This is a genomic window from Dechloromonas agitata is5 (assembly GCF_000519045.1).
GTDB lineage: Bacteria > Pseudomonadota > Gammaproteobacteria > Burkholderiales > Rhodocyclaceae > Azonexus > Azonexus agitatus.
This window is the reverse complement of the sequence record NZ_KI912532.1, coordinates 563,951-576,212: the sequence shown is the minus strand read 5'-3', so window position 1 is coordinate 576,212 and position 12,262 is coordinate 563,951. Positions and strand designations below refer to the sequence as shown.

9 protein-coding genes are annotated in these 12,262 nt (G+C 65.9%); 2 read left to right on the top strand and 7 right to left on the bottom strand.

Going from position 1 to position 12,262, the window contains the following annotated elements; all coding sequences use genetic code 11:
- Positions 1–444: an NfeD family protein gene (locus tag K420_RS0102890; RefSeq protein WP_027456729.1), complete on the bottom strand. Its 444-nt coding sequence runs from the start codon at positions 442–444 to the stop codon at positions 1–3.
- Between the two features lie 140 nt (positions 445–584).
- Between K420_RS0102890 and K420_RS0102885 the strand changes: the two genes are divergently transcribed.
- The gene (locus tag K420_RS0102885) at positions 585–1,481 is read left to right on the top strand and encodes an AEC family transporter (RefSeq protein ID WP_027456728.1); all 897 of its coding nucleotides are present in this window, start codon (positions 585–587) and stop codon (positions 1,479–1,481) included.
- Between the two features lie 35 nt (positions 1,482–1,516).
- Here the strand turns inward: K420_RS0102885 and K420_RS0102880 are convergent, their stop codons facing one another.
- Positions 1,517–2,011: a PhaM family polyhydroxyalkanoate granule multifunctional regulatory protein gene (locus K420_RS0102880; RefSeq protein WP_027456727.1), complete on the bottom strand. Its 495-nt coding sequence runs from the start codon at positions 2,009–2,011 to the stop codon at positions 1,517–1,519.
- A 166-nt stretch (positions 2,012–2,177) separates the two neighbouring features.
- Between K420_RS0102880 and K420_RS0102875 the strand changes: the two genes are divergently transcribed.
- A complete protein-coding gene (locus K420_RS0102875) occupies positions 2,178–2,843 on the top strand; it encodes a response regulator (protein WP_027456726.1) in 666 nt (221 codons plus the stop codon).
- Here K420_RS0102875 and K420_RS19540 read toward each other — a convergent pair.
- The 5 genes from K420_RS19540 to K420_RS0102850 all read right to left on the bottom strand — a co-directional run bounded on the left by K420_RS19540 (position 2,813) and on the right by K420_RS0102850 (position 12,250).
- Complete coding sequence (locus K420_RS19540; RefSeq protein ID WP_051452927.1) at positions 2,813–4,903, bottom strand: cache domain-containing sensor histidine kinase; 2,091 nt, start codon at positions 4,901–4,903, stop codon at positions 2,813–2,815. The two genes, K420_RS0102875 and K420_RS19540, sit on opposite strands and share 31 nt — an antisense overlap.
- Positions 4,904–4,909: 6 nt before the next feature.
- Positions 4,910–5,659, bottom strand: a complete 750-nt coding sequence (locus K420_RS0102865; protein ID WP_027456725.1) for a class I SAM-dependent methyltransferase — start codon at positions 5,657–5,659, stop codon at positions 4,910–4,912.
- Positions 5,660–5,906: 247 nt separating this feature from the next.
- Positions 5,907–9,368, bottom strand: coding sequence for an indolepyruvate ferredoxin oxidoreductase family protein (locus tag K420_RS0102860; RefSeq protein WP_027456724.1), 3,462 nt, complete (start codon positions 9,366–9,368; stop codon positions 5,907–5,909).
- Positions 9,369–9,593: 225 nt separating this feature from the next.
- A complete protein-coding gene (locus tag K420_RS0102855; RefSeq protein WP_232422723.1) occupies positions 9,594–10,973 on the bottom strand; it encodes an FAD-binding oxidoreductase in 1,380 nt (459 codons plus the stop codon).
- Positions 10,970–12,250: a GNAT family N-acetyltransferase gene (locus K420_RS0102850; RefSeq protein ID WP_232422722.1), complete on the bottom strand. Its 1,281-nt coding sequence runs from the start codon at positions 12,248–12,250 to the stop codon at positions 10,970–10,972. Before K420_RS0102850 ends, K420_RS0102855 begins: the two co-directional genes overlap by 4 nt.
- Between the last annotated feature and the right edge of the window lie 12 nt (positions 12,251–12,262).

Genomic DNA, 12,262 nt, shown 5'->3' with positions numbered 1-12,262 from the left:
TCAAATCTTGCTGACGGTCAGGAAACTACCTTCAATGGCGACGACCTTCACCCGTTCGCCGGCGGCGATCGGGCTGTCGGCCATGCACACCCATTCTTCCGAGCCGAGCACCGGACGCTGGAAACGTACCTTGCCGCGCTCGAACGGGGCGACGGCGCTGACCAGCAGGCCGATCTCGCCGATGGCTTCGCCGGCTGCCGTGCCGATGCGGGTTTTCTGGAAGCCGGGTTTGAAGACGCGGAACCACAGCACCACCATGCTCAGCGAGGCCGCCGTCCAGATGGCCAGCTGCGCGGTCAGCGACAACTCGGGCAACCCGAGCATGAGCAGGCCGACGAGCAGGGCGCCCAGCCCGAACCAGATGACGAAAAACGACGGAATCGCCAGCTCGGCCACGATGAGCCCGATGCCGCCGACGATCCACGCCCACCATTCGAGTTGCATGTCATTCTCCTTGTCGTGGCCCGCTACGCACGCTGTGCGGCAGGCCGGCAGAGGCAGTATTTCGGGTTTGCCCCGGAGGGTCAAGCCGGGGTCGGATAGTACGGATAGGGCGAGGGCGCAGCCGGATTTAGAATGCGTCGATGAACACTGCCCTCCTGCTGCTCCCCGATTTCGCCCTGATCCTGCTCGGCGTCGCCATCCGGCGCTGGATGCACCTCGGTGATCATTTCTGGGCGGGGGTGGAAAAGCTGGTCTATTTCATCCTCTTCCCGGCCTTGCTCATCAACGCCATCGTGCGCACCCGCCTCGATCTGGCGGCGGCGTTGCCCCTGCTCGCCACGGCGTTCGCGGCAATGGCCGGCGGCATGGCGCTCGGCCTGCTGCCCAGGGTGTTCATGAAAATCCCGGCGCTGACCTATGCCTCGATGTTCCAGTGCGCCTACCGCTTCAATTCCTACATCGCGCTGGCTGTCGCCGGCATGCTGTTCGGCGCGCCGGGCATCGCGACCATGGGCCTGATCGTCGGCGCCGCGGTACCGGTCGCCAACCTGGTCTCGGTCTGGATGCTCGCCCGGCATGGCGATGCCGGCCTGTGGCGCGAACTGGCGCGCAATCCGCTGATCTGGGGAACCAGCCTCGGCTTTCTGCTCAACCTGGCCGGGTTCGTGCCGCCGGCGCCGGTCCAGGCCTTCCTGGGGCGCCTGGCCGATGCCTCGATCGCGCTTGGCCTGATCACCGTCGGCGCCGCACTGCGCCTGGACGGCACAGCCGGAGTCAAGGGCTTCGCCGTCTGGCTGATCGCCGTCAAACTGCTTGCCCTGCCGCTGGTGGCGCTGGCTGTCGGCAGCTGGCTGGGGCTGAGCGGCCTGAACTATCAGGTCGTCGTGCTCTTTGCGGCGCTGCCGACCGCATCCTCGGCCTATATCCTGGCCATGCGCATGGGGGGCGACGGCAGGAGCGTCGCCTGGTTGATCTCGGCGACGACGCTCGGCTCGATGCTGACCCTGCCGCTCTGGGCCGCCTGGCTGCTGCGCTGAGCCTCAGCGCGAGCCGCTCGGCGTCGTTGTTCGTCTTATTTCTTGCTGCGGGTCGTCTTCGGCTTGGCCGCGGGGGGCGCCGCTGCCGCGGCCTGCGTCGCCTGCGCGGCAGCGTCGGCATGTTGCTGCATCTGGTCGCGCATCTGCTGCATCATCTGCCACGGCCACATCGCAGCGTCGGACAGGGAGCCCTTGGCTGGGTCGGCCACGCCCTGGAAGAAATGCGGGGGCGGCGCCGCTTCCTCGGCGGTTGCTTCCGGCGTCATCGACTTGGCCGCATCGGCGGCCATCTTGCCCATGGTCTGCACGGCGCTTACCGTGGTGCGCTGCATTTCGAGACCCTGGATGGTCATCTGCAGCATCGACAGGTTCATGCGCAGCCAGCCTTCGACGGCCTTCATGTCCTTGATACGCTTGTCGAGTTCGTCGATGTCGAAGGTCGGTGCGACCATGCCGGGGAGCGAGAAACCCATGTTGCCCCACATGTTGCGCATGAAATTGAGGGGGTCGTTAACCTGTTCGTCAGCCATTGTCGTCTCCTTCCGGTTGGATGCTGACATCTTAAACCCGGATGCCCGAGCAGGGGCAAGGTTACGTGCCCAAGGCGCGGTTTTCGGGCGATTGGGTACCTGATCTGCATCAACCCAGCGGCTATGCAAAATGCTAAATTAGCGGCCTGTCGAAGGAGGGGTGGGTATGCTCAAGCTGTTGGTGGTGGAAGATCATGCACTGGTCCGCGAAGGCCTGGTCCGTTTGCTCGGCCAGTTGGAGCGCGGCGCCGTGGTGCTCGAAGCACCGGATTTCGAATCGGCCCTCAACGTGCTGGATGGCGAGGGCGAGTTCGATCTCGTCCTGCTCGACCTGGCCCTGCCGGGCATCGACGGTTTCGCCGGCCTCGACATCCTGCGCCGCCGTTATCCGGCAATGCCGGTCGCCGTCGTGTCGGCATTCGATGACACGCCGACCATCACCCGCGTGCTCAATCTCGGCGCATCCGGCTTCATTCCCAAGGCTTTTTCCGGCGAGGCGCTGCTCTCGGCGGTGCGCGCGGTGCTGGCTGGCAACATTTTCCGGCCGAGCGGCCAGTCGGCCGCTCCGACGCTCGATGCCGAAACGCCGATCCCGCCGGCCAAGAACGGTGTCAGACCGGATGAGGTGGGGCTCACCGAGCGGCAGGCGCAAGTGCTCGCCCTGATGGTGCGCGGCCTGACCAATCGCGATATTGCCGACCAGCTCGGCCTGTCGGAAGGGACTGTGAAGATTCATGCGACCGCCGTCTTCAAGACCCTTGGCGTCAGCAGCCGGACCCAGGCGCTGGTCGCCGTGGCGCGCTACGGCATCGACTTCGAAAGCGCTTTCTGAAGCTGGCTGAGTAGGGCCCGCAGCTTGGCGGGCCGTAGCGGCAGCGGCAGGGCATGCACCCCTTCGGGCAGCTTGCCCGGCGTCTCGCGGGCCAGTACGATGACCGGCATGGGGGGCGCCTGGCCGCCGCAGAGCGCACCGAGCGCGTCCTGATCGGCGATGACCACGCTGTCCTTCAACTCGCGGCCGGCATGGCCGCTCGGCCGACAAACCACTTCATAACCCCAGTGTCCGAGCAGTTCGGCGCTCGCCCGCAAATCGTCGGAATTGCCGATGCAATGCACCTTGCCGGCCGGTGTGCCGGTTTCGGTACGGGCTTCCATTGCCAGCGGCGCACAGGCCGGGACAAGGAGGGTGAACAGGGTGCCTTCGCCTGTGCGTGACTTCAGCGTCACCTGGATATCGAGCGCCTTGGCCAGCCGGTCGACGATGGAGAGACCGAGGCCGAGGCCCTTGTTCTGCTCACGCGCCGCGTTGCCGACCTGGTAGAACTCGGCAAAGATCGCCGCCTGGTGTTCCTTGGCGATACCGATGCCGCTGTCCCTGACCTCGATGGCGACCCGCCCGCCGCGGCGGCGGGCGGCAACCAGGACACGGCCGCCAGCCGGGGTGTAACGCAGCGCATTGGAGACCAGGTTGGCGATCATCCGCTCCAGCATTACCGGATCGGTATCGACCCATAGCTTGCTCGGCCGGCAGCGCAGGGTCAGGTTACGGTCGGTTGCCGCTCGCCGGAAGGAGTCGGCGACGCGCTGGAAGATCGGCTGGAGTCCGGATGGGCGGCTATCCGGTTTGATGCCGGCGACATCGAGCCGGGAGATGTCGAGCAGCGAATCGAGCAATTCGCCGAGCAGGGCGGTCGAGGCGGCGATCTGCTCAGCCAGGCGCGGCAGTTCCTGCGGCGTGCTACTGCGCACCTGGCGCTGCAGGTCGGTGGCGAACAGTGACAGGGCATGCAGGGGTTGTCGCAAGTCATGGCTGGCGGCTGCCAGGAAGCGGCTCTTGGCGGTATTGGCGCGCTCCGCCGCGTCCTTCTGCCCGGCCAGTTCGAGCGTTGCCTCTTTGATGCGCTCTTCGAGATGCTCGTGGCTGGCTGCGAGTTCGATGGTCATGCGGGCCATTTCCCGTACCTGGCGGCGGATCAGGGCGGCGCTGACGAGCAGGACGACGGTGACCAGCGTGGCGAGCGTGCCGAGTTCGAACAGGCGGTTCTGCCAGTTGGTGAGCAGCGTGCTTTCCGGAATCGCGCTCAGGATGCGCAGGTCGGCAAAGCCCGGCACCGGAGCAGCGGCGACCAGCAGGCCGTTGACGGTGAGCAGGCCCTGGTTGGGCAGGGCACCGCGCAGCTTCCCCTCGAACAGCACCAGTTCAGCCAGGGCGCCGATCACCGGCGATTGCCGGCTGAGATCGGTCGGCCGGCAGGAGGCGACAACCTCGCCGCGGGCATTGACGAGGACCGATTCGAAATCGTCGGAGAGGCGGTTCGACCAGCAGAATTCCTGCATGAAGGCTGGCTCGATCGCGCCGAACACCGCCCCGTTGAAATGGCCGTTGTCGCCGGTCAGCCGGCGGGCAATGGCGTAGGTGTAACGGGCCGAATTGCGCCCGATGAAGGGGCCGAAGGTGGCTCCCTCGGCACCGCCTTCGAGGGCGGCGAAGTAGGGGCGGTCGCGGACGTTGATCTGTGGCGCCGGGAAATAGGTCGAGATGAAACGCTGGTTGCCCAGCCGGTCGAAGATGATCAGGTCGCGCAATTGCGGCATTGACCGGGAATGGCGTTGGGCGATGTATTCCCAGCCCTTGCTCGCCTCCCAGTTTTCCCAGTCGCGCCGACTGTGCGACAGGTCGGTCGCCGTCTCGCGCAACAGCACATCGACGGCCTCGAAGGTACGTGCCGTGTGCTCGGCCATCATGATGCCGAAATGCTGCAGCCGGCGTTCGCCGGCATCCAGGTCGCGGTGGCGGGCGACGACGAGGTCGGCCAGGAAGACCAGCAGCACGATCAGCGTACCGATCAGCGATACGGTCAGTGCCAGGGTTTCGGGCTTGCGGGCGGGCATGCCGGGCTAGCGCTGGTAGCAATAGAGCGGTCGCGGCGGGACGCAATCCACTTCGATGATGCGTTCCGGCGTGGCACCGGGAACCGGGAAGCTGTTACTGATGAACAGGCTGCCCGGCTTCATTTCGGCCTGCACCTTCTCCCACAGCTGAGACATCGGGGCTGGCGACAGGAAGGCATAGACCACGTCGTGCTCGCCCAGGTCGGCCTGCCACAGGTCACCCCAGCGCCACGCCAGATTCGGCCGGCCGATGCCGAGGAGGCGGCCGGCAAGCCAGGTCAGCGGGGCGTTTTCGACGCCGGTGAAGCGGTGTTCGGGCAGGTTGTCGGCCAGCGGTACCACCGTGCTGCCCAGTCCGGCTCCGAGATCGATGAAGCGGCAGGGGCCGCGCTCGGCGAGCAGTTCAGCCAGTGCCTGCACCGTCTGCCGGTTGGACAGATAAAGCGGCACCTGCCCGCTCAGCGCGCCGCGATAGACGAGCAGCAGCAAGATGGCGGCGAGCAGGAACCAGCCGGGGTCGATGGCCAGCTGGTAAGTCGCCCAGACCAGCGGCATGAAGAGGGCGTGGATCAGCCGCCACCACCATGCCTGGCGCGACAGTGTGGCGAAGAGCAGGGCAACGCCGCCGATCGCCAGGCTGGTCTCCCGCCAGGGCAGGGCTTCGCCCTGCACGCCGAAATAGGGCCAGGCAAGGGAAAGGACGAGGATGACGGCGGCGCCCTGCAGGGCGAGCTGGCGGAGCGGCGGCGAGAACATCCCGCGATTATCCCGGATTGTTCGCCAGGGTACGAGATCAGGAGGTTGGAAAAAGATGGGCCGGTAAAAGACACATGCCACCCGGCGCCCAGCTAGCGCAAAGGAGATCCAGCGCAGGGGGCGAGCTATTCCGGCCGGGTGTTTTCGTGGTGAACCTCGGCGGTGGGTTTTCGATAGTCCCCCCGGATTGCGCATCAGCGCGCGTGCCGGCCCGCAGGGACAATCTGGGGGACAGCCCTGCAAGGGCTCAGGTCATCGCCCGGAGCTTCTCGCGCGCCGCTTCCCGTTGGCGCAGGGCGCGTTCGGCGGCCGCCTCGCGGACCGGGCCGAAACCGCGTACATCGCCCGGCCAGTTGGCGAGCGCCTGGGCAGCCGGGCCACCCTGGCCAGCCTGGAGCAGCAGGTCGAGATCGGCTTCATAATCGGCCAGCAGGCGGCGGTCGAGGGCGCGCTCCGGGCTGCGCAGGAACGGATCGAGCCAGGTGCCGCGCCACCGCCTTGCACGTGCCAGCAGGCGCAAGGCCGGCAGTAGCCACGGGCCGAAACGCCGTTTGCGTGGACGGCCATCCGGCCCCGGTTTGGCCAGCCAGGGCGGGGCGAGATGGAAGGCGAGGCGGAAATCGCCGTCGAACTGTTGCCGGAGGCCGGCCAGGAAATCGCTTTCGGCATACAGGCGGGCGACTTCGAACTCGTCCTTGGGCGCCAACAGGCGGGCGTACTGGGTGGCAACGCCGCGGCTCAGGTCAGCGTCGCCGAGTGTACGGATAGCGGCGATGCGCCGGCGGAAGCGCTCGGCCAGGGCGTCATCCTGGTAAGCGGCGAGATGGGCGCTGCGCTGGGCGATCAGTTCGTCGAGCGAGGGGGTCGCCCGGGTTTCGCCCGCCAGAGGGCCCGCCAGCGCGGCAACCCGTTCCGGGTAGAGGGCAGCTCGCCGGCCCCAGGCGAAGGCCAGTCGGTTGGCCTCGATGGCGGCGCCGTTGAGTTCGATGGCTTGCTCCAGAGCCGCACCGGATACCGGTACCAGACCGTGCTGCCAGGCGTAGCCGAGAAGCAGCATGTTGGCGTAGAGGGCATCGCCCATCAGCCGGGTCGCCAGGTGCTGGGCATCAATGAACTGCACCTGATCGGCGCCCAGGGCTTCGCGCAGCTGGCCTTGCAGCCCGGTGAGCGGGAAGCGCCAGTCGCGGTTGCGGGTGAATTCGGCGGTCGGCGTGTCGGTGCAGCTGACAACCGCCCGGGTGTGGCCCTCGAGCATCTTCGACAGGGCTTCGCTACTGGCGCTGACCACCAGGTCGCCACCCAGCACGGCATGCGCCTCGCCGGTCGCGATGCGGGCGGCGTGGATGTCCTGCGGGCGGTCGGCGATGCGCAGATGCGAGAAGACGGCGCCGTATTTCTGGGCGAGGCCGGTCATGTCGAGCACTGAAACGCCCTTGCCGTCGAGATGGGCGGCCATGCCGAGCAGGGCGCCGAGGGTGATGACGCCCATGCCGCCGACGCCGGTGATCAGCAGGTTGTAGGGTTGCACCGTCGCCGGCAGGGCGGGGGCCGGCAGGATCGGCCAGTCTGTATCGTCGGCCGCAGCCGCGGCCTTTTTCGGCCGGGCGCCTTCCAGCGTCACGAAGCTCGGGCAGAAGCCCTTCAGGCAGGAGAAATCCTGATTGCAGGCCGACTGGTCGATCTGGCGCTTGGTGCCGAAAGGCGTTTCGACCGGCACGACCGACAGGCAGTTGGATTGCACCGAGCAGTCGCCGCAACCTTCGCAGACCGCTTCGTTGATCACGACGCGCTGCGTGACAGCGGGCATCTTGCCGCGCTTGCGGCGGCGCCGTGCTTCCGTCGCGCAAACCTGGTCGTAGATCAGCACCGAGACACCCGGGTATTCGCGCAACTCGCGCTGCACCGCATCGAGCTCGTCACGGTGGCGGATCGGGATCGCCTTGCCACCGGGTTGGGCGAGATCGGTCACTTCGGCATATTTGTCCGGTGCGGCGGCGACGATGACCATTTTCTCGACGCCTTCGGCTTCGAGCTGGCGGGTGAGGCGGGCCACGCTCAGCGAACCGTCCACCGGCTGGCCGCCGGTCATCGCCACGGCATCGTTGTAGAGAATCTTGTAGGTGATCGGCACCCGGGCAGCCAGGGACTGCCGGATGGCGAGCAGCCCGGAGTGGAAGTAGGTGCCGTCGCCAAGGTTGGCGAAGATGTGCTTTTCCTCGGTGAAGGGCGCCTGGCCGACCCAGGGCACCCCTTCGCCGCCCATGTGGGTGAAGGTTGAGGTTGAGCGGTCCATCCACGTCACCATGTAATGGCAGCCGATACCGGCCACGGCGCGTGAGCCATCCGGCACCCGGGTCGAGGTGTTGTGCGGGCAGCCGGAGCAGAAGTGCGGCTTGCGTTCGGCCAGCACGATGGGGGTTTTGCCGGCCTGCTGCTTGGCGGCGATGATGTTCAGGCGGGCGGCGATGGTCGACGACGTGAAGAAGCGGCCGATGCGTTCAGCGATGACGCGGGCGATGCTCGCTACCGGCAATTCGCCAGCAGCGGGCAGCAGCCAGTTGCCCTCGCTCCACTCGCCGATTTCGTCGAACTTGCCGATGACACGCGGGCGTACGTCTTCCCGCCAGTTGTAGAGTTCCTCCTTGAGCTGGTATTCGAGCAGCTGGCGCTTTTCCTCGACGACGAGGATTTCCTCGAGCCCTTCGGCGAACTGGCGGACACCTTCCGGCTCCAGCGGCCAGACCATGCCGACCTTGTACAGCCGGATACCGATCTCGGCGGCCAACGGCTCGTCAATGCCGAGTTCGTCCAGCGCCTGGCGCACGTCGAGATAGCTTTTTCCCGCCGTCAGGATGCCGAGACGCGGGGCGGGCGAGTCGATTACCAGGCGGTCGAGACGGTTGGCCCGGCAATAGGCGAGCGCGGCGTAAAGCTTGTGGTTGAGCAGACGGGCTTCCTGCACCAGCGGCGGGTCGGGCCAGCGGATGTTCAGGCCGTCTGCCGGCAGCGGGAAATCCCCGGGAATGACAATGCGGACGGCGGCGGGATCGATCGTGACCGAAGCGGAGGTTTCCACCGTATCGGCCAGGGCCTTGAAGGCGACCCAGCAACCGGAATAGCGGCTCATCGCCCAGCCGTGCAGGCCGAAATCGAGGTATTCCTGCACATTGGCCGGGTAGAGCACCGGCATCATCACCGCCTTGAAGACATGCTCGGTCTGGTGCGGCAGGGTGGACGACTTGGCGGCATGATCGTCGCCGGCAATGACCAGCACACCGCCGTGCCGGGCGGTGCCGGCGGCGTTGGCGTGGCGGAAAACGTCGCCGCAGCGGTCGACGCCCGGGCCCTTGCCATACCACATGCCGAAGACGCCGTCGTATTTCGCGCCGGGGAAGAGGCCGACCTGTTGGCTGCCCCAGACCGCCGTCGCGGCAAGATCTTCGTTAACGCCGGGCTGGAAGGTGATGTGATGGTCGGCGAGGTGCTGCTTGGCTTTCCATAGCCCGAGATCGAGATTGCCGAGCGGGCTGCCGCGGTAGCCGGCAATGAAGCCGGCCGTATTCAGTCCGGCGGCGAGATCGCGTTCCCGTTGCAGCATGGGTAGGCGGATCAGCGCCTGGGTGCCGGTCAGGAAGACGCGGCCGGCCGTGCGGGTGTATTTGTCGTCCAGCGTCGCGGATAGCGCGGCTGGCAAATCGGGTTTGCCCATTTTTGTCTCCATTTATGCGGCCTTGTGGGCCGGTTCGTGTGTTGCCCGCTCGTCGGGGGTGATGACGGGCGGGGTTGGAGATTTGAGTATTGGGGAGTGGGGATGGTTCTGGCAAGTGGGGGATTTCCCCGGGCGCTTCGTGTGTTCGGTTAGGGGCTGTCGCGCTGCAAGCGCGAAAAAAAAGGTCAACTACGAAGCGCCCGGAGTGCACATCACCCCTCAGCCTCAGGGCAAAACCTTCCCCGGGTTCAATAACCCCCGCGGATCAAGCGCCGCCTTCACCGCCCGCATGACATCCACCGCCACCTCTCCGTGCTCAGCGACGAGATATTTCTTCTTCCCGAGCCCAATCCCATGCTCCCCGGTGCAGGTACCTTCCATCGCAATCGCCCGTTCGACTACCCGCCGGCTGATCCACGCGGCTTCTTCCATCTCCTTCGGGTTGTCGGTGTCGACCAGCACGACAAGATGGAAATTGCCGTCGCCGACATGCCCGAAGAGGGCAATCGGAATACTTACTTGGGCGATGTCGGCCTGCGTTTCGGCAATGCACTCGGCCAAGCGTGAGATCGGCACGCAGACGTCGGTCGGGAAGCAGCGGCAGCCGGGCTTCAATTGCAGGCAGGCGAAGTAGGCGTCATGGCGGGCTTGCCACAGGCGGCTGCGGTCTTCCGGCCGGGTGGCCCACGCAAAGTTGGCCCCGCCCAGGTCATCGGCGATGGCCTGCACCGTCTGCGCCTGTTCCTCGACACCGGCCGGGCTGCCGTGGAACTCGAAGAACAGGGTCGGCGCTTCGGCCAGCGTGGTCTTGCTGAACTGGTTGATGGCCTTCAGGGAAAGGGCATCGAGCAGTTCGATGCGCGCCACCGGCACGCCGAGCTGGATGGTCTGGATCACCGTCTGCACCGCTGCTTCGATGCTCGGGAAGGTGCATACGGCGGCCGAGATGGCTTCCGGGATCGGATAGAGCTTGACGGTCAGTTCGGTCATCACCCCCAGCGTGCCTTCCGAGCCGACCAGCAGGCGGGTCAGGTCGTAGCCGGCCGAGGACTTGCGGGCGCGGCCGCCGGTTTTCATCACCCGGCCGTCGGCCAGCACTGTCGTGGTGGCCAGCACGTTATCCTTCATCGTGCCGTAGCGCACGGCATTGGTGCCCGAGGCGCGGGTGGCCGCCATGCCGCCCAGGGTGGCATCGGCGCCGGGGTCGATCGGGAAGAAGAGACCAGTACCTTTCAGGGCATCGTTCAACTGCTTGCGGGTGACGCCGGCTTGTACGACCGCGTCGCCATCGTCGGCATGGATGGCGAGGACCTGGTTCATGCCGGAGAGGTCGAGGGAAATGCCGCCCCGTGGTGCCAGGACATGGCCTTCGACCGAGCTGCCGACACCGTAGGGAATGACCGGCACGCCCTGCTCGGCGCAGAGGCGGATGACGGCGGCGACTTCTTCCGTACTTTCCGCCATCACCACGCCGTCGGGCGGCTGCGGGGCATGTACCGACTCGTCGCGGCCATGCTGCAGGCGGGCCGATTCGCCGAGGGTGAAACGTTGCTGGAACTGTTGCTGGAGGGCTTGGATCAGGGAGGAGGGAAGGGCTTGGCTCACGTCAGGAATCGGGTTGCTTGGTCAAGATCCGTGTGAGTATGCCCTTCATAGAGTGCCGTGACGAATTTTCGCCAGACGAGGTCGGGTTCGCCGATACGAAAACCGCAGTAATGCTGATCGTTCATCTCGGTTTCCTGCACCGCCTGGACGGTCAGCCGCGACACCTCATTGAGGCCGAGTTGCACGGTGGCTTTGAGCCACACGTTGGCCGGAATCTGCTGGGCGACGCGGGCCCGGAACCCGTAGCGCGATACCTCATTGACCTCGACCTGGATCGGCCCGCTCGCCAGCGGGTTACTGTCGGCCAGTCGGGCCGGGCATTTGACCGAGAAACGCCGGTGCTGGCGAATCTGCCGGACGACGCCGTCACTGGGCAGGGGGGGCAGCACCTTCTTGTATTCCGGCAGATCGTAGATCAGGTGCAACAGCGCCTTCTTGCGGTCGCTCAGCTCGGCGAAAACAGAGGTGCGCTTGTTGAAGAAGTGATCGATCAGCTGCGGCGTCATCACCGGGTCGTTGGTGGTGAAGAAACGGCGGTGCGGAATCTGGATGTTGGGCAGCTTGATTTCGCAGAAATAGCGATGCAGGTTGCGATTGGGCGGTTTCTTCGCATACGCCTTGCGCATGATTTCCGGCGCGTGCTTGAGATCCAGCGTGGCGCCGACGGCCGGTGCGCCGTTCACGAAATCGTAGTTCTCGACGACGTTGGCGGTCAGCCGCTTGAAGAAGAGCAGCGACTCGTACATCTCGATGTGGCGCGGATTGACGGCGATGACCAGATGCCGGGTGTCGAAGAAGGTCGTGCAGTATTCATACATGAACTTCATCAGCGGGAAGAGGATGGTCCCGCCCGTGCGCCGGTAGCGCGGATGTACGGCCAGCGCGGAAACCTCGGCGATCTGGCCCTCCTTCTCGCGGACGTCGGTCAGGTCGAAGATGCGTTGCAGCGGGAAGCCGATCGCGCTCTCGCGGATCAATGACAGCGTGCCGACCACCTGGTCGCCGATCTTGGCGCACAACGTCGTGGTGGTGGGCAGTGCATGGTAGATGGTGACCCGCATGCCGGACGGGTCGGGGGTCATGAAGCCGCTGCTGACATACGCATCGTGCAACAGCGTGAAGCAGGCTTCCAGTTCTTCCTGGGTTTCGGCGATTTTCAGAACGAGGCGCTGGTTCGGCTCGCGGCAGTCGACGAAGGAGCGGTAGACCTCGTGGCGGCTCTTTTGTGGCAGCATCGAGAACAGCTTGCGAGCCGCCTGGGTGAGCAAAAAGCGCATTCGGGCAAATGC

Excerpts from the sequence above, each read along its gene's own strand:
- K420_RS0102890 (WP_027456729.1), bottom strand. The coding sequence starts at position 444 with ATGCAACTCGAATGGTGGGCGTGGATCGTCGGCGGCATCGGGCTCATC.
- K420_RS0102885 (WP_027456728.1), top strand. The coding sequence starts at position 585 with ATGAACACTGCCCTCCTGCTGCTCCCCGATTTCGCCCTGATCCTGCTC.
- K420_RS0102880 (WP_027456727.1), bottom strand. The coding sequence starts at position 2,011 with ATGGCTGACGAACAGGTTAACGACCCCCTCAATTTCATGCGCAACATG.
- K420_RS0102875 (WP_027456726.1), top strand. The coding sequence starts at position 2,178 with ATGCTCAAGCTGTTGGTGGTGGAAGATCATGCACTGGTCCGCGAAGGC.
- K420_RS19540 (WP_051452927.1), bottom strand. The coding sequence starts at position 4,903 with ATGCCCGCCCGCAAGCCCGAAACCCTGGCACTGACCGTATCGCTGATC.
- K420_RS0102865 (WP_027456725.1), bottom strand. The coding sequence starts at position 5,659 with ATGTTCTCGCCGCCGCTCCGCCAGCTCGCCCTGCAGGGCGCCGCCGTC.
- K420_RS0102860 (WP_027456724.1), bottom strand. The coding sequence starts at position 9,368 with ATGGGCAAACCCGATTTGCCAGCCGCGCTATCCGCGACGCTGGACGAC.
- K420_RS0102850 (WP_232422722.1), bottom strand. The coding sequence starts at position 12,250 with ATGCGCTTTTTGCTCACCCAGGCGGCTCGCAAGCTGTTCTCGATGCTG.